The sequence below is a fragment of the Paenibacillus sp. FSL E2-0178 genome (genome assembly GCF_038593005.1).
GTDB classification, from domain to species: Bacteria; Bacillota; Bacilli; order Paenibacillales; family Paenibacillaceae; genus Paenibacillus_AQ; species Paenibacillus_AQ phytohabitans.
This window is the reverse complement of record NZ_CP151953.1, coordinates 3,261,094-3,277,130: the sequence shown is the minus strand read 5'-3', so window position 1 is coordinate 3,277,130 and position 16,037 is coordinate 3,261,094. Positions and strand designations below refer to the sequence as shown.

Sequence of the window (16,037 nt, the reverse complement as noted above, 5' to 3'; positions counted from 1 at the left end):
GGCCTGGATGGACAATGTGATGGGAAGAAGAGTGGTTATCACCGGAATGGGGCTGCTTACCCCGCTGGGGAATACGCCGGAGAATTTCTGGAAGAACAGCCTGCAGTGCAAGGTTGGATATGACAGCCTGCAGGGTTATGAGCATATGGCTTTGAAGAGCCGGGTCACCGGGAGAATACCGGATTTTGAGCATCTCGGCAGGACGGCCGATGAAGCAGTGAGGGAAGGCATGGGCCGGCCGGGAATTCTGGCAGTCAACGCCGCTGTAAGGGCTGTTGCCGATGCGCAGCTGGAGTTCACTAAGGAAATGCGGGAGCGTTCAGGGGTCTGCATCGCCAATGCGATTGCCGACACCCCATTCTCTGAGCAGACCTTTCTGCAAGTGACGGAGGGCGGCCAGGGGCCGATTGCCCAGGGGCTTAGACAGGATGATTTATACCGCAAAGGCATGTTCTCCTATATTGCCTTTGATGTGGCGCATGAGTTCGGGCTTCAGGGAGAAGCGCTGGTCATGTCAACGGGCTGCACAGGCGGTATTGATGCTGTCGGGTATGGATACGAATCTATCGCGGCAGGAGAACATGACATCATGATATGCGGTGCAGCGGAAGCGCCGATCAGCTCCATGACCATCGCTTCCTTTGATGCAATTGGAGCATTGACCTCAAAGTTCAACGATGATCCCAAGCGCGCCTCCAGACCCTTTGAGCTGAACCGGAGCGGATTCGTTCTCAGTGAGGGCTGTGCAGTGGTTGTAATGGAGGAACTGGAGCATGCACTGCGGCGGCAGGCCAGAATCTATGGTGAGGTCACCGGCTTCTCCAGCACGAACAATGCCTATCATATGACCGATTTGCCCCAGAACGGGGAGGCGCTCAGTCTGACGATGAACGAGGCGCTTGAGAATGCCGGCATTGAAGCGGGAGAGGTTCAATATATCAATGCGCATGGAAGCTCGACCCCGCAGAATGATGCTTTTGAGACCGCTGCCTACAAAAGAACCTTTGGCGAATTAGCCTATTCCATTCCGATCAGCTCCACGAAGTCGATGGTGGGTCATCCGCTCTCGGCAGCAAGCGCCATTGAGATCGTACATTGTCTGCTGGCTTTGAACGAAGGCTATATCCCGCCCACGGCGAATCTGGACGAGCCGGATCCGGCCTGCGATTTGAATTATGTGCCGGGGCAAGCCTTAAAGCGTGACCTGTACCATATTCTGACCAATGCAAGCGGCTTCTCCGGCATTCATTCCGCCATGATTCTGGCGAGGAGCGAGTTCTGTAATATGACGGGGAAGCTTCAGACTGAACAATGGATGTGCAGCCCATGAAGAATAAAGTATTCGTAACCGGAGTAGGTATGGTTGGGCCTTGCGGGAATACTGCCGGGGCCTTTTGGGACGGACTCCTGAGCGGCCGTAACTATATGACCCCACTCCAGCTTGAGGGTACGGTTGGAGAGGCGCCTCCCTTCGCCGGACAAGTCAGCGGGATGGAGCCGGAACAGGTCATCTCGAAGCGTCTGTTCAAGAAGTGCTCCCGGTTCTCAGTAATGTCGATCCTGGCAGCGAAGGATGCCATGGATGATGCCGGCTGGGATCTTGGCACGATGAGCCGCGGGCGGATCGGCATCTTCGTCGGCAACAACTCGGGAGGATGGGAGAGTGCCAGGAATGGCTTGCGTGTTCTGCATAACGAAGGTGCCCCCTTCATTGATCCTAACCTCGCAAGCAATTGGTTTCCGGCCGCTGCACAGGGGCATATGTCCCTGGCCTTCGGCATTAAGGGCTACAGCAAGACGGTTATCGCAGACCGGAGCAGCGGCCTGCTTGCCATTGCTTATGCGGCCAGAGCCATTCGCAGCGGAATCATTGATGCGGCCATCGTGGGCGGTGCAGAGACGCCGCTTGATCCGTGGGCGCTCTCCTTCTACAACTCGGAGGGGCTGCTGAACCTGAAGGCGGACAGCCCGGAGACGGCGTATCGTCCGTTTGTAGCGGCCCGGAGCGGAATAGCCCTGGCTGAAGGATCGGCCTTTCTCTGCCTTGAATCTGAACGCAGCCTCCGGAAGCGTGAGTCAACCGGCCGGGTGAGAGCGAGTATCCAGGGCTTCGGATTCACGAATGACGGGCAGGAATCCGCCCCGCATGAGGAGAGTGTGGCGCAATATGCCAGGGCCATCCGGCTGGCCATCGGACATTCGGAGATCCAACCGGAGCAGATTGGCTATCTCTCACTGGATGGGGCGGCTTCCTCCCGTCAAGACGGGATTGAATGCGCGGCAATCCAAGAGGTATTCGGTGGCAGTGCATCGGACAAATGGGCGGGCTGTCCCAAGACATCCTTCGGCAACACGATTGGGGCTGCAGGCGCGTTCGATGTGGCACTAAGCGTGCTTGCCATGAATCACGGGCAGCTGCCCGGTCTTCCGTATTTAGCGGAATCGGCTCCGGACAACGACTTGAATTTCGTGGCGGGAAGCAGCCGCCGGGTATCTGTCGAGTCCTCACTTATTCTGTCCAGAGGGAGGGGCGGGGTCTCTTCGGCACTGGTGGTGAAGGGCGAAGGCTTGTGAACAACGAAGGTTATGGCTCATAAACTCAAGCGGGAGGGTGTATCTAATGGTATTCGACCAGGTAAAGGCCATCATTGAGGATATCGGAATTGAGGAGGAGATTACGGAGGCGTCGCGTTTGTATGAAGATTTGGCTCTGGATTCGACAGAGCTGGCGCTTGTGTCTACAGGGCTGGCCAAGACCTTTGGCATCTTTATTGAAGGCAAGGCGCTCAGAGCTTATTCCGTGGGCCAGGTGATGGAAGCTATTGCCTTGAAGGCATGATCAGAGGGATCGGCATGGATATTATCAGCATTAGCTTTGTGGAGCAGATGATGGCGAAATGCGGTGATATCTTCATGCAGCAATATTTTTCGAAGGAAGAGAGAGAATTGTTCACTTGTAAAAAAAGACATGCCGCAGACTTCCTTGCGGGCAGATTTGCCGCCAAAGAAGCGCTGCTGAAGGCCATCGGAACCGGAATGAACTGTGAGCTGGGCTGGAATGAAATGGAGTTTCTCAACCATGCCAGCGGCCAGCCCTATTTGGTCCGCAGCAGCGCCCTTGAGCCTTATCTACAGCAGCAGGAGACGATTCACGTAAGCATTAGTCATCACGGTGATTATGCTGCTGCATTCATCATTATTGAGAGCAGTCAATGACTGTGAGGAGAGGACAATTGATATGAGCAACAACAAAATTTTCACACTCTTAGCCATCAATATTTTACTCGTCTTTTCGATTATGGTCAGTATCTTCCCCATCGCACCCCTGATCAGCAGCGATCTCGGCATGACCTCCGGTGAGATTGGAAGCATAGCGGGGATTGCCTCGCTGGTGATGACCTTTCTGTCGATTCCCTCCGGCGTGTTCGCGGACCGCTACGGGCGGAAGAAGATTATTATCGCTTCCCTGGCCCTGTCGGCAGTGGCCGTATTCATGGTAGCTGCATCCCACGGAGTCCTGCTCTTTACGGCGGGGTGGCTGCTGTTCGGCTTCGCCAGAGGTTTCGTGTCCACACCGATCTTCGCGGTGGTGATGGATGTGTGCAAGCCCGAGGAGCGGGGCAGAGCGATGGGCATTGTGTCCGGGGCGATTGGTGCCGGGTCGGTGCTGGGGTATGTGCTTAGCGGCCTGCTGAGCAATTATTTTGGCTGGCATACCTCCTTCGCGGTGTTGGCTTCACTCCTGCTGCTGTCCACGCTGGTTACCACGGTGCTGCTGAGGGAGACTGGGGTCAAGAATACAAGCAGAAGCATCGGGCAAGCCTTCAAAAGCTCCTTCAAATGGCTGGGCGTCCGTGAAATCCTGCTGGCGGGAATTGTAGGAACCCTGTGCTTCATGGTGGGTGTGTTTACGACCTTCCTGGTGCCGTTTGCTGCCAAGGAACAGGATATTTCCCTCGTGCTGCTCAGCCTGCTCTTCATTCCTTATGAAGCCGTAGCCTCGTTCGGGGCGGTATTCATTGGCTGGATCTCGGATAAGGTGGGTAGACATGCGCCCCTGATCTGGGCCCAGTCGATCTGTCTGGGAGCACTCGTGCTGCTGTATGCGCTTGACTTCAACCCCTGGCTGCTGACCTTCGGCTATGCGCTGATTGGACTTACAGAGGGGCCTATTATTACTCTGGTCAACACGATTATTACGGATAAGGTCATCAAGATCAATCCGATGGAAATGGGCGCGGCATTAGGGACCTTCCGAACCCTGCAGGGAGTCGGGATTGCGCTGGGGTCGACGCTTGGCGGCTTCTTCTACAGCAGGATCGGAACGCATCCCAGCTATCTGGTGGCAGCCGGAATGATGGTGCTTACGATTCTGATCTCGCTTGGCCTGGGCAAAAAGGAAGAATCGGGTGTATCTGAATATAAATCAGCCGGATAAAGGGGTGCGAGGATGAAGCAGGTGTACACAAGTACAGTGGTTCAATTTGAGGATGTGCCGGTGGTTCTTGCCAGGGGAGGACAGATGCGCGTGCTGGCGAGTCCGGCAACGGTCGGAGCCTCGCAGCTGATTATGGGTCATGTGATTCTCCGCGCCGGGGAAGAGATCAAGGAGCATCTCCATGATTACGGTGAAGAGACCGTATTTGTGGTCCGGGGACAAGGAACGGCGTTCATTGAAGATATTCCGCATTCCCTTCAGGAGCATTGCCTGTTCATTGCGAGGAAGGGTGAGCGGCACCGGGTGGTAAATGAGGGGCCGGGCGAAATGGAGCTGGTCTTCGCCACGGCTCCGCTGGCCCCGAGTGCAGAGAAGGGCCACAGAGATGTATAGCTCCCGGGCAGCTGTAAGCAATTCCATACAATCCAAAGGGGTGAGAAGAGAAACGTGAAAAGCAATCTTGTTATTGTAGACACTCATGCCCATTTTGCCGTCAAGGAGAATAAAAGTCTGGAGCTCAGTCTGGCTGGCGCCGGAACCGTCCCCGATTACAAGAAGCAAAAAGGATTCGATGATTTGCAATATTTGAAGAAGATGGTTGGTGCTGCTCAAGAAGGATTCGTAGATGACAACAATCTGCTCGAGGATTACCTCTCCTGTATGGCCGAGAATCAAATTGCCATGAGCTGGGTCCATCAGCTCAGCTTTGAGGATGTATACGGCTATGAGGTGCTGTCCAATGAAAAAATCGCCGAGGCGGTCCGGGCACACCCTGACAAGCTGCGCGGATTCGCGAGTGTCAACCCCTATAAGGGGAAGGAAGCGCTGGCGGAGCTGGATTACGCGATTAACACGCTTGGAATGCAAGGCTTTAAGCTGAATCCTAATGATTATGGCGGCTTCGGCCTGAACGACCGGGAATTGCTCTATCCGCTGTATGAACGGTGCAGCGAGCTGGGAATTCCGGTAAGCGTGCATACCGGAATTACGCCAGGCAGTATTTTTCGGATGAAGCATAACTATCCGATTCTGCTTGATGATGTAGCTGTTGATTTTCCAGGGCTGACCCTGATTGTGGAGCATATGGGACATCCATGGAATGACCTGTGCTATTACATGGTGGGCAGGCACGAGAACATGTATGTGACCATCACGGCGGTAGCCAATATCCTTATTCATAACAATCCCAAGGTGTTCCGGATGGAGCTGGCCAAGATGATCTCGGTCTGCGGCAGCCACAAGATTCTCTGGGGATCGGATTGGACGGTAACGCCGAACATCGCCGAAGTGCTGAATTACATGCAGAAGGTGGCAATTCCCCTGCCCATGAAGCTGATGATGGGCGTGAAGGAGATCAAGAAGGAGGATGTCCAGAACATCCTGGGGCTGAACGCGCTGAGAATAATGAAGTAGGTGAGGGCATGAGATATCAATTCATTGATCTGAGTGTGCATATGGAGCAGAATCCGGGCGAGCTGGCTCCATATGGTTTCGAGCAGACCGGCCATCAGGAAGGGGCGGACCGCTTTGCACGCCAGTTCGACGGGAGCAGAAAAGACTTTCCGGATGAAGAATTCTTGAATATGGAGATGATCTCCGCTTCCACGCATACCGGGACACATTTTGATGCCCCCTTGCATTTCGGCTCTATGAGCGAAGGCAAGCCTGCAGCGTCTATAGATCAGGTGCCGCTGGAGTGGTGCTATTGCGACGGTGTGGTGCTGGATGTTACGCATAGGCAAGCGGGTGAAGCAATTGAGAAGCAGGATATCGAGCAGGCGCTGGTCAAGATCGGGTACGAGCTGAAGCCGCTGGATATTGTGCTGATCCGTACAGGTGCAGACCGTCATTGGGGCACGCCCCAATACCTTACGGATTATCCGGGCATGAGCAGAGAGGCCACGAAGCTGCTGACTGACCAAGGCATCCGGGTCATGGGCATTGACAGCTACGGGTTCGACCGTCCGTTCAAGAATATGATCGGGGATTATAAGCGAACCCGGGACAACGCCTATTTGTTTCCGGCCCATTTCTGGGGAAGAAAGCAGACTTATTGCCATATGGAGCGCCTGGCGAATCTGGAGCAGATTCCGGTTCCTTACGGGTTTAAGGTGGCCTGTTTTCCAATCAAGATCAGACAGGCAGGAGCGGCCTGGGTACGGGCAGTGGCCATTGTCGAAGAGCCTGCGGCAGAGTAAGTGAAATCTATCACCAAATATATGGAGGAGGCATTTCGAATGAATTATGAATTTGAACTCAAGGTAACGGGCGTTAAGGGGCATTGCCGGGCAGGGCATAAAGAAGGGGATATCATGAAGGTCTCTCCGCTGAACGCAGGCAATCTGTGCGGAACGGCATTCCATTCGGTCTTCCCGATGCTGCTCGCGTTGAATATGGATGCGAAGCTGCCGTGGGACCCTGAGGGTAATATTGTGCACTCGGCTTGTCCGGATCTGCGCAACCAGATGACGATGGAAATCCGCCGCATCCCGGTAGAGCCGTCTGAAGATTCACCGTACGCGGGACGGATGCTGCAATCCAAATGAAGGGGAGGCCGCTCCATATGAGCAGAGCGAAGCAGTATGTTGAATTATTCAAGGAAAGAGACTCCATTTGTGTCTCCCATTATCCTGTGCCGATCTCCCAGCACACCGAGTCTGAAGTGTGGTCGCTGATGGAGCTTGAGCAGGTGAATACCAAAGATACGCCGACAGCCTTGTATCTGCATATTCCCTTCTGTGATGCAACCTGCTCGTTCTGCCCATTCAACCGTTATCTGAAGAAGCAGGATCAGGTGGATGATTATTTGGCTGCTGTCCGGAAGGAGATTGACAAGTATGCGGCTACGCCTTTTGGAAGCAGCATTACGGTTTCCTCCATTAATCTGGGCGGCGGAACCCCCTCATGCCTCTCCTCGGAAGAGCTGACGGGAATATTGCAGCACATGAAGCAGGCTTTTCACGTTGCGGAGGACGCCATGATCTTCATTGAGGGCAACCCCCGGAATTTCACGGCCGACAAGCTTGAAGCCTTAGCCCTGCAGGGATTAAACCGGATCAGTGTGGGAGTGCAGACCTTTCAGGAAGAACTTGCCGGACTGCTGGGGTTATACCATAGTGTCGATGATTCCTTCGAGCTGGTGAAGAATGCCCGAAGCTGCGGAATTGACAATATCGGGATTGATCTGATGTACAATCTGCCCGGTCAGACGCTGGATCAATGGCGGGCTGATATCCTCACCTCCATTGAGCAGGAGATTGACCATATCTGTGTGATTTCGTTCTGTGTGGTGCCGCATACGCAGATCGCTTCGCGTATAGCGGAAGGGAAGATTCCGGGAATCGGTGATGTCTACAGAGAGATTGAGCTGTATACCATCGCCAAGGAGATGCTGCTTGAGGCAGGTTATCTCCAGTACAGTGTGATTGATTTCGCCAAGCCGGGCAAGACGGACCGGCACGCGACCTTATATTTCAGCGAGCAGTCGCATATGATCGGGATCGGTGCGGCCGCGTTCGGTATCATCAACGGCTACATGTATGTCAACAGCGGCAATCTGAATGAATATATGTCCCGCGTGCATGACGGGCTGCTCCCGGTCAATTGCGGGGAGAAGGCCGATGAGCTGGAGCTTGCGCATGGGGCAATGGCCAAGGGCCTGCGGATGCTGTCAGTCAGCCGTGCGGATTTCGTACGGATGTTCCGGAAGGAGCCGGAGGAGCTGTTCCCGGATACGATTGAGCGTCTGGTTCAGGACGGTCTGCTGATTCAGGATGCCGAGGGGATCCGACTGACCGACGACGGAATTATATGGGGCAACAATGTCAGCAAGCAATTTTTCTCCCCTAAGTATGCGGATTACGGGCTGCAGCACCGGATGAAGCTGGCCAAGGGGCGTCCGGTGCAATCGGTCAAATAATAAGGAGGCTATAGCAAATGAGCGATATGTTGATGAGAGTCAATCCGCAGGTAGGCGCCGCATTTGAAGGCATGTGCAAGGCGATTGAGGATACAGGGACGCTGGAGCCCAAGGTGCGGGAATTGGTCCGTTTGGCTTGTGTAGTGACTGACCGTTCTACCTACGGCATCCGGCTGCATGCACTGAAGGCATATGAGCTGGGGGCGACCCGTGAGGAAGTGACGGAGACCGTTATGAATTGCTTGCCTGTGGCAGGCATTGAAGCTGTATCCTCCGGTCTGGCTGCGGCCATGACGGCAATGGAATCCAAGCGGGGTGTTCATCATGGCAGTTAAGACGTCCTATGAGCCATTCTATAATGTGTATCCCCATAGAGATCCAATCTGTGTATCCCACTATCCGAATCCTGTGACCGAGATTGCTCCGGCCGACATTTATGGAGTGATGGGTCTGAATAGTCAGCCTCCGGCGGACAATGTCGGTGCAGTCTATGTGCATGTTCCATTCTGTGCGTCGGTCTGTATCTTCTGCCCCTTCAACAAGATGGCTTATCAGGAGAAGCAGGTAGAGCAGTATATGGAGGCCGTCAAGGCCGAAATCGGCATCTATGCCTCTTCCCCTTATGGTTCACAGTCCACGATCAGTGCAGTGACGTTCGGGGGCGGCACGCCTACGGCTCTGTCTGCCGAGCGGATGGTGGAGATGCTGAAGAGTGTGCAGGAGCATTATCGGGTGCTGCCGGATGCGCAAATCTCCTTTGAAGGAAGCCCCGCTACCTTAACGCTGGAGAAAATGCAGGCCATCCGTGCCCAAGGAGCGAACCGGATCAGCATAGGGGTGCAGACCTTCAACGACAAGATGGGGCGGCATCTCCGGATGAGCCATGATTCGCAGCGGGCCTTCGAGGTGCTGAACGAGGCGAAGGAAGCGGGCTTTGAGAATATCGGGATTGATCTGATGTACAATCTGCCCGAGCAGACGATGGAGGAGTGGCTGGAGGATGTCCGGACGGCCGTGCGGCTCGGAATCGATCATATCACTGTGTTCTCCCTGTGTGTCGTGCCGTTTACTGCGCTGTTCAAAATGATTAAGGAAGGCACGATTCCGCCTACCGGGGACGTTAATCTGGAAGTGGATATGTATCTGGAGGCCAAGCGGCTGCTGCAGGAAGAGGGATATGTTCAGTATAGTGTGTGGGATTTTGCCAAGCCGGGCTTCGAAGACCGGCATGTCCTGCTGTACTATACCCAGCAGAAGGATCTGTTCGCGCACGGTCCGGCCGCCTTCGGTTATGTCAACAAGCTGATGTACATCAATCAGGGTGACATTCAGGAGTACAGCAGCCGTCTTGAGCAGCAGTTCCTGTCCGTCTTCATCGCCAGTAAAGCCGATGATCTGGAGGCGATGCATGGAATGATGGCCAAGGGCCTGCGCATGCTGTCGGTGAAGCGGAAGGATTTTGCCGGCATGTTCGGGTATCAGCCGGAAGAAGTCTTCGGTCCGACTATCGATGACCTGGTATCCAAAGGCCTGCTTGAAACGGATGAGCATGAGATTCGCCTGTCCGCCAAAGGCATTGTCTGGGGCAATAATGTATGCAAGGAATTCTTCTCGGAAGCGAACCAGCAGACGTTCGAGAGCCGTGTGAAGCTGGCACGCGGACAAAAACCGGCCGAGGTTAAAGGGGAGGTTCTGAAGTGATGAAGCTGTCTGTCGGTACCAATTTTGATGACCGGTTACCTTTATTGCTGAAGGATTCACATGTGGATGTATTCTATGGCAAGTTATCCTCTGATCTGGTGGGCGGTGGCCGGCCAACGTTTGCGCTGCCAACCATAGACCGGACAAGGGTGGAGGAGCATGTGAAGCTCCTTCATGCCTACGGGTTCAAGTTCAATTACCTGCTGAATGCTACTTGTCTGGATAATCTGGAGACGACCAAGGAATTCCATTACCGCTTGCGCGAGCTGCTGGAATGGATCGGTACGCTTCAGCCGGAATATGTCACTGTGTCCCTCCCCATGCTGGTTGATATGGTGCGTACAGCGTTGCCCGACGTCAAGATCAGCTTGTCTACCTTTGCCAACGTCAACACGCTTAGACAAGCGCATTACTTTGAAGAACGGGGCGTCAGCGAGATTACCCTGCCCGAGAGCCGGAACCGTGATTTTGCCTTTCTGGAGAGCCTGCGCAAGAGTACCAGCTGCGACTATCAGCTCATTGCGACCAATGACTGCCTGCTGGATTGCCCGATGCGCCAGAACCATGCGAACTTTCAGAGCCATGCCTCGCAGTGCAATCATGTGACCGACGGCTTTGCGCTGGATTATTACATGCTGCGCTGTACGGAGCGTAAGCTCCAGCATCCCGAGGAGCTGCTGAAATCGCAATGGATTCGCCCGGAAGATATGCATATCTATGAGGAACTGGGTTATCACAAATTCAAGCTGACCGAGCGGATGAAGACTACGGAGAAGATTGCGGATACGGCGCTGGCCTATTCCGGGCGGAGTTATCAGGGCAATCTGCTCAGTCTGCTCAACTCGCGGATGGCGGAGGCCGATTTCGAAATGCCCAATTTCTCCAAGAACATTAAGGAGGATTTCGCACCTTCCGAAAAAATGAGACAGGTCTACAGCCTGCTGTTCAGCTTCCAGGCGAACATTGACAATGAGAGTCTGGAGGGCTTCCTGGAGGGCTTCCGTGCCAAGAGATGTGACAGGATGGACTGTGACAAATGCGGATACTGTGCCGAATGGGCCAGCCGGACTGTTCAAGTGGCGAAGCCGGGGGGAGCAGTTCTCCAGGAGTTTGAGCAGCTATTTGCGGCGCTGGCTTCAGGCACCTTCTTCGAATCGGCCGCCGGAGCGCCGGTGACCTGGACGGCGGAGAGCCAGAGCCTCTATGAGGGGGTTGTGGGACGGAAGCCCGAGTTCATCCGCGACATGGCGAGCACCGAGATCCGGAAGAAAGCCGAGGAGCTTGCCGCAGCAAACGGAACAGGTCTGGTATCCAGATATGAGGTGGCCAAAGCCAATGTGCTGTGTACCCCGGCTGATTTCCGGATGTTTGCACTCATGGACCTGAGGGCGCTTGGATTTGATACGGCTGAGCTGGATGCGGAGGAGGCTGTGGGATGAAGAAGATGATCGGGCTCGCCGGGTCCATGAAGAAGCATCACAGCTCCAGTGAATATCTGTTGTCCGTCGCGCTCGAAGCAGCGGAGGAGCAGGGGGTGGAGACGGAACTGCTGCGGCTGAATGATTACAATATTCTTCCTTGTGAGGGCTGCGGCAACTGCATGAACGGCAAGCCCTGCCATCTGCTGAAGAAGCCGGAGGATCAGTTGACAGAACTGTACGACAAGCTGAAGGAAGCGGATGGCTTTATCTTCTCCTCCCCGGTCTATGCGCTCTCGCTTCCGGCAGTCTGGAAGAATTGGATCGACCGCTGCGAGCCGTGCTCTGCCGAGGATCTGGATTTTGAGCACTATAATTATGACCGGGTGGCGGGGGTAAAGGGCAAAGCGTTCAAGGGAAAGGTCGCCGGGCAGATTGTCGTCGCAGCGGGGCCGGGGCATGAATGGGCGCTGGCCTCTCTGATGCCTTGCTTCACGGCGATCAAGCTGTCCATGATCGCCAGCGCAGGCATCAGCCTGATTGAATACGACGGCCAGCCGGGCATCCGGAAACGCTCCTGGAGCAAACCGATTGAAGAAGCGGAATCCGCCAAAATGATGGCCCGGGCCGTCGGGCTGCGGGTCGCTTCGGCTCTGGGATTCTCCTACTTTGACAGCCCGGCGGAGCAGGGGCAGGTGCGCTGGGAACAGCAGCAGGAGCGCGCGGAGCAGGCCGATGACTGGTCTGCCTTCACCGTTCAGAACATCAGGGATGAGGAGGTCAGGCTCGGTGCGCTGGCGGAGAAGCAGCCGCGGATCTTCGTCATTGGGGATCAGCAGGCCAGCAGCCGCTGCGGGCCGCTGCTGGAGCAGCTGGAGCAGCAATTCGGCGGCCAGGCAGCCTGTGCGCTGATTGCAAGAGTGGGGCAATTGCCCCACTTCATTACCCATGAATTTGTGAAGGAGAAGACGGGGCAGGCGGTTCCCGGCTTCGAGCTGTATTATGACTGGGAAGACGCGCTGGCCTCACGGTGCTCCGTAGCACCCGGCCAGCCGGCCATTCTGGTGGGGCGTACCAGGGAGGAGTGGCAGCTGTTTGCAGTCGATGGGACGCAGGGCCGGGAGATCGGCCGGGTCGTTGACTATCTGGAGGAAGCCATCGTATGAGCCGGTAGGCGGACAAGATCAAGGGAGGAAAGTCACAAATGTTGAAGACAAAGGGCATACCTTTATTTTACAGGTGTCAAGGCACCGGCGAGGCCGTATTGTGTCTGCACGGCAACCGGGACTCTTCGCTCGTCTTCCGGGAATTGGCCCAGGCGCTGCAGCCTCATTATCAGGTGCTGTCTGCTGATCTGCGGGGGCATGGCCAGTCGGATTACTCCGGTCCGCCGTTCACTCTTGAGGACATGGTTGATGATATCGTCAGGTTGCTGGACGAGCAGGGTCTGAAGCAGGTCTCCATTGTGGGGCATTCTCTGGGGAGCACGCTTGCGCTGCTGCTGTCTGCACGTGATCCGGGCAGGGTGAAGAAGCTGGTGCTCATGGGGGCAGCCGCCACCTTTCAGGTTCCGTTCAAGCGGCCGGGCCACGGCGAGGAGATCACGCCGGATACAGTGAAGCAGACGAATGCAGCAGCGGTTCCGTATTTTTTCACAGCAGAGCATGAAGAGGTTCAGCATTTGATTCTGGAGGGATGGTCGAAGCTGCCCGCCGCGACCCACCGGCTGATGATCCAGATTAAGCATCCCGATCTCCGGCCGATCCTTCAGGATATCCGCCAGAGAACCCTGATTATAACCGGCCAAGAGGACCGGATCACGCCACTGCCCAAGGCCTTGGAGCTGAACCGGTACTTGCCGGACTCCCGGATGCTGGCGGTTCCGGGCACCGGACACTTTATGTTTCTTGAGGAGAGCGAAACCGTAGCCAGTGCAATGCTCACTTTCCTCAAGGAGGAGTAGTATGGGCAGAGTGCTGCTAATATCGGCGAATACGGAGAAGCGGCCGCCCGTTTTTCCCCTTGGTCTCAGCTATATTCATGCCAGTCTTGTAGCTTCCGGCTATGAAGCAGGCATGCTGGATATGACCCAGCTGGACTATACCCGGGAGGCTGTTACCTCTTACCTGGATGCCTATGCACCGGATTACATCGGCGTGTCGATCCGTAATTTGGATAATTGCTGCATGCAGTATCCCCGGAGTTTCGTGGAGCAGGTCTGCATCCTGGTGGATTGGGTCCGGCAATGGAGCCATGCGGCTATTGTCATTCTGGGGGGAGCGGGCTTCTCGCTCCTTCCCAGGCAGTGGCTGCAGGAGACGGGGGCCGATTACGGGATTGTAGGCGATGGCTGTGACAGTATGGTTGAACTCTTATCCCATCTGGAGAAGGGAGAGGAGCCATCCACCGTAAGCGGGCTGATGTTCTGCACAAAGAACGGGGAATGGAAATACTTGACGCCGGAGGCGCCTGAACAGCTGGACCACCCTTATTTTCCGAGCCGCAGCGGATTTCTGCATAATTATGATGTGGAGCGCAAGGTGCGCCATAATGTATTGACCAAGAGAGGCTGTGCGCTGAGCTGCACCTATTGCGCCTATCCGTCGCTGGAGGGCAGGGCAGTCCGCCTGCGGTCGCCCCAGGCAATTGCTGACGAGATTGAGCAGATGGTGCTGCAGCATGACATCGGTTCTTTTGATTTCGTGGACAGTGTGTTCAACTATCCCTTGGAGCATGCTGAGGATATTTGCCGGGAGCTGATCGGGCGGGCGGTTCCTGTGTCCTGGGGCTGCTTCCTGAATCCCAGGTTCTTCACTGCAGACTTCGCCGGGCTGCTTAAGCAGGCAGGGTGTACGGAAGTGGAGTTTGGCATTGATTCAGGCAGCGATATCTGCCTGCGGTCGTTCAAGAAGAACTTCCGCCAGACCGAAATCCGGGCTGTCGTGCAGCTCTGTCAGGAACAGGATTTATCCTTCAGCTTTTGCCTGCTTATCGGCGGGCCGGAGGAAACCCCCGAGACCTTAAGGGAGACGCTGGATCTTATGGAGGAATTGAAGGTTCAGCGCATCTTCGGCTTGTTTGGCATCCGCATTCTGCCGTCAACAGATATGTACAGGTACGTTGGTTCCCCGGAGCCGGATGATCTGCTCCATCCGAAGTTCTTCATGTCCCCCCAGCTAAATCTGGAGCAGGCGAGCAGCATATGCCGTCCGTACCGGGAGCGGAATCCGGATTGGATGTTTATTTAAAATAGGGAGACAGGGTGGAGCGTAATCATGAGAATACTGGTAGTGTCTACGAATACCCTGAAGAAGCCGATGCCGGTTCTTCCGGTTGGGGCGGGGATGGTCTACTCGGCTCTGACGGCTGCCGGTTTCGAGACCCGTTTTCTGGATATGGCCTTTATGGCTGAACCGTTTGAGGCACTCCGGGATGAGCTGCGGGTGTTTGAACCGGAGCTGATCTGCCTGTCTGTGCGCAACATCGACAATCAGGTGATTCAGCAGCCGGAGAGCTATCTGCCTTTTATAAGAGAAGTAATGAAGGTATGCCGTACATGCAGCTCAGCCAAGGTTCTGCTTGGAGGGGCCGCGATGCTTGTAATGCCGGAGGAGCTGGTGGAAGAGCTGGGGGCGGATTACGGGATTAAGGGAAGCGGTGAGACGGAGGCTGTCCGGCTGGCCCAGGAACTTGAACGGGGGCAGGCCGCAGGCAGAGACAAGGTAGTTACTGCGGTTCCTGCCTATCATCCGGTGTACAGCCGCATTCCCGCCAAGACGCTGTTCTCCCCGCAGTATTTTATCCCGAACCCCCGCATCAAAAAAGCCTCCATGGGCTATCAGGCCTCCAGAGGCTGCAGCAGGCACTGTATCTATTGCTCAGAGGGCTATAAGAATTCCGGCGGCTGCCGGATTCCTGCGGAACAATTCATGGAAGACATGAAGATCCTGCAGGCAGACTATCAAGTGAACAGTATCACTTTTGTAGACGGCGTTTTCAATCATGATGTGGAAGAGACGATGGAGTTCTGCGGGCTGATCGGCCGCACAAGCGCTTCACTGGACTGGAGCTGTGCCCTGACCCCGGCCAATATTACAGAGGAACTGGTCCGCTTGCTGAAGAGAAGCGGTTGCCGCTTTGTGGATATCGGGGCAGATTCAGGTTCTGAGCGGATGCTCAGGCGGATGGGCAAGCAATTCCACCCGGAGCAGCTGCTGGAGCTGGGACGACTCCTGGAGCAATATCAGATCCCATATTCAGTGTCGCTGCTGTTCGGCGGGCCTGGAGAGCATGAAGAGACCATGGCAGAGACCGTACAACTGGTCAACCAATTGAATCCCGTCTATATTCTGGCCAGTCAAGGGATTCGTATTTATCCTCATACAGCACTTTACCATACCGCCCTTAAGGAGCAAGTTGTCCATAAGAATGATAACTTGCTGGTTCCCGCGTTCTATCAGTCCAAGGATTACAGTGACGCCCTTCTTACCAAGGTCTTGGCAGAATCGCGCCACATCTATAAGGATATGCTTATGAATTCAATTGGAGGAAGGACTTGATC

General features: G+C 55.2%; 17 protein-coding genes. All 17 read left to right on the top strand.

Features of this window, described 5'->3' with window-relative positions; genetic code table 11:
• Nucleotides 1-7: 7 nt before the first annotated feature.
• From MHI42_RS14340 to MHI42_RS14260, 17 genes are read left to right on the top strand one after another with little or no spacing between them, the layout of a single operon-like run.
• Nucleotides 8-1,330 carry a beta-ketoacyl-[acyl-carrier-protein] synthase family protein gene (locus tag MHI42_RS14340; RefSeq protein ID WP_342424225.1) on the top strand — a complete coding sequence of 441 codons (1,323 nt, stop codon included), beginning with the start codon at nt 8-10 and terminating at the stop codon, nt 1,328-1,330.
• Complete coding sequence (locus tag MHI42_RS14335; protein ID WP_342424224.1) at nt 1,327-2,574, top strand: beta-ketoacyl synthase N-terminal-like domain-containing protein; 1,248 nt, start codon at nt 1,327-1,329, stop codon at nt 2,572-2,574. The genes MHI42_RS14340 and MHI42_RS14335 overlap by 4 nt, the downstream gene beginning before the upstream one ends.
• 46 nt (nt 2,575-2,620) lie before the next feature.
• The gene (locus tag MHI42_RS14330; RefSeq protein WP_171717786.1) at nt 2,621-2,839 is read left to right on the top strand and encodes an acyl carrier protein; all 219 of its coding nucleotides are present in this window, start codon (nt 2,621-2,623) and stop codon (nt 2,837-2,839) included.
• Nucleotides 2,836-3,216, top strand: a complete 381-nt coding sequence (acpS, locus tag MHI42_RS14325; RefSeq protein ID WP_342424223.1) for a holo-ACP synthase — start codon at nt 2,836-2,838, stop codon at nt 3,214-3,216. Before MHI42_RS14330 ends, acpS begins: the two co-directional genes overlap by 4 nt.
• 22 nt (nt 3,217-3,238) lie before the next feature.
• On the top strand, nt 3,239-4,438 hold the full coding sequence (locus tag MHI42_RS14320) for an MFS transporter (protein ID WP_171717788.1): 1,200 nt from the start codon (nt 3,239-3,241) through the stop codon (nt 4,436-4,438).
• A 12-nt stretch (nt 4,439-4,450) separates the two neighbouring features.
• Nucleotides 4,451-4,831, top strand: a complete 381-nt coding sequence (locus MHI42_RS14315; RefSeq protein ID WP_171717789.1) for a cupin domain-containing protein — start codon at nt 4,451-4,453, stop codon at nt 4,829-4,831.
• A gap of 54 nt (nt 4,832-4,885) precedes the next feature.
• Complete coding sequence (locus tag MHI42_RS14310; RefSeq protein WP_171717790.1) at nt 4,886-5,851, top strand: amidohydrolase family protein; 966 nt, start codon at nt 4,886-4,888, stop codon at nt 5,849-5,851.
• 8 nt (nt 5,852-5,859) lie between these two features.
• Complete coding sequence (locus MHI42_RS14305; RefSeq protein ID WP_342424222.1) at nt 5,860-6,636, top strand: cyclase family protein; 777 nt, start codon at nt 5,860-5,862, stop codon at nt 6,634-6,636.
• Between the two features lie 39 nt (nt 6,637-6,675).
• Nucleotides 6,676-6,984 carry a TIGR04076 family protein gene (locus MHI42_RS14300; protein WP_042210959.1) on the top strand — a complete coding sequence of 103 codons (309 nt, stop codon included), beginning with the start codon at nt 6,676-6,678 and terminating at the stop codon, nt 6,982-6,984.
• Nucleotides 6,985-7,001: 17 nt separating this feature from the next.
• Nucleotides 7,002-8,357, top strand: a complete 1,356-nt coding sequence (gene hemW, locus MHI42_RS14295) for a radical SAM family heme chaperone HemW (RefSeq protein ID WP_342424221.1) — start codon at nt 7,002-7,004, stop codon at nt 8,355-8,357.
• A 17-nt stretch (nt 8,358-8,374) separates the two neighbouring features.
• Nucleotides 8,375-8,692 carry a carboxymuconolactone decarboxylase family protein gene (locus MHI42_RS14290; protein WP_171717794.1) on the top strand — a complete coding sequence of 106 codons (318 nt, stop codon included), beginning with the start codon at nt 8,375-8,377 and terminating at the stop codon, nt 8,690-8,692.
• Nucleotides 8,682-10,058 carry a radical SAM family heme chaperone HemW gene (hemW, locus tag MHI42_RS14285; protein WP_342424220.1) on the top strand — a complete coding sequence of 459 codons (1,377 nt, stop codon included), beginning with the start codon at nt 8,682-8,684 and terminating at the stop codon, nt 10,056-10,058. The genes MHI42_RS14290 and hemW (MHI42_RS14285) overlap by 11 nt, the downstream gene beginning before the upstream one ends.
• Nucleotides 10,058-11,497, top strand: a complete 1,440-nt coding sequence (locus MHI42_RS14280; protein ID WP_246354340.1) for a U32 family peptidase — start codon at nt 10,058-10,060, stop codon at nt 11,495-11,497. The genes hemW (MHI42_RS14285) and MHI42_RS14280 overlap by 1 nt, the downstream gene beginning before the upstream one ends.
• On the top strand, nt 11,494-12,642 hold the full coding sequence (locus MHI42_RS14275) for a flavodoxin family protein (RefSeq protein ID WP_342424219.1): 1,149 nt from the start codon (nt 11,494-11,496) through the stop codon (nt 12,640-12,642). The genes MHI42_RS14280 and MHI42_RS14275 overlap by 4 nt, the downstream gene beginning before the upstream one ends.
• Before the next feature lie 38 nt (nt 12,643-12,680).
• A complete protein-coding gene (locus tag MHI42_RS14270) occupies nt 12,681-13,439 on the top strand; it encodes an alpha/beta hydrolase (protein ID WP_340988820.1) in 759 nt (252 codons plus the stop codon).
• A gap of 1 nt (nt 13,440) precedes the next feature.
• Nucleotides 13,441-14,724, top strand: coding sequence for a radical SAM protein (locus tag MHI42_RS14265; protein ID WP_342424218.1), 1,284 nt, complete (start codon nt 13,441-13,443; stop codon nt 14,722-14,724).
• A 27-nt stretch (nt 14,725-14,751) separates the two neighbouring features.
• On the top strand, nt 14,752-16,035 hold the full coding sequence (locus tag MHI42_RS14260) for a radical SAM protein (RefSeq protein WP_342424217.1): 1,284 nt from the start codon (nt 14,752-14,754) through the stop codon (nt 16,033-16,035).
• Nucleotides 16,036-16,037: the final 2 nt, after the last annotated feature.

Excerpts from the sequence above, each read along its gene's own strand:
- MHI42_RS14305 (WP_342424222.1), top strand. The coding sequence starts at position 5,860 with ATGAGATATCAATTCATTGATCTGAGTGTGCATATGGAGCAGAATCCG.
- MHI42_RS14280 (WP_246354340.1), top strand. The coding sequence starts at position 10,058 with ATGAAGCTGTCTGTCGGTACCAATTTTGATGACCGGTTACCTTTATTG.
- MHI42_RS14315 (WP_171717789.1), top strand. The coding sequence starts at position 4,451 with ATGAAGCAGGTGTACACAAGTACAGTGGTTCAATTTGAGGATGTGCCG.
- MHI42_RS14320 (WP_171717788.1), top strand. The coding sequence starts at position 3,239 with ATGAGCAACAACAAAATTTTCACACTCTTAGCCATCAATATTTTACTC.
- MHI42_RS14300 (WP_042210959.1), top strand. The coding sequence starts at position 6,676 with ATGAATTATGAATTTGAACTCAAGGTAACGGGCGTTAAGGGGCATTGC.
- MHI42_RS14260 (WP_342424217.1), top strand. The coding sequence starts at position 14,752 with ATGAGAATACTGGTAGTGTCTACGAATACCCTGAAGAAGCCGATGCCG.
- MHI42_RS14340 (WP_342424225.1), top strand. The coding sequence starts at position 8 with ATGGACAATGTGATGGGAAGAAGAGTGGTTATCACCGGAATGGGGCTG.
- hemW (WP_342424220.1), top strand. The coding sequence starts at position 8,682 with ATGGCAGTTAAGACGTCCTATGAGCCATTCTATAATGTGTATCCCCAT.
- MHI42_RS14290 (WP_171717794.1), top strand. The coding sequence starts at position 8,375 with ATGAGCGATATGTTGATGAGAGTCAATCCGCAGGTAGGCGCCGCATTT.
- acpS (WP_342424223.1), top strand. The coding sequence starts at position 2,836 with ATGATCAGAGGGATCGGCATGGATATTATCAGCATTAGCTTTGTGGAG.
- MHI42_RS14270 (WP_340988820.1), top strand. The coding sequence starts at position 12,681 with ATGTTGAAGACAAAGGGCATACCTTTATTTTACAGGTGTCAAGGCACC.
- MHI42_RS14275 (WP_342424219.1), top strand. The coding sequence starts at position 11,494 with ATGAAGAAGATGATCGGGCTCGCCGGGTCCATGAAGAAGCATCACAGC.
- MHI42_RS14335 (WP_342424224.1), top strand. The coding sequence starts at position 1,327 with ATGAAGAATAAAGTATTCGTAACCGGAGTAGGTATGGTTGGGCCTTGC.
- hemW (WP_342424221.1), top strand. The coding sequence starts at position 7,002 with ATGAGCAGAGCGAAGCAGTATGTTGAATTATTCAAGGAAAGAGACTCC.
- MHI42_RS14330 (WP_171717786.1), top strand. The coding sequence starts at position 2,621 with ATGGTATTCGACCAGGTAAAGGCCATCATTGAGGATATCGGAATTGAG.
- MHI42_RS14265 (WP_342424218.1), top strand. The coding sequence starts at position 13,441 with ATGGGCAGAGTGCTGCTAATATCGGCGAATACGGAGAAGCGGCCGCCC.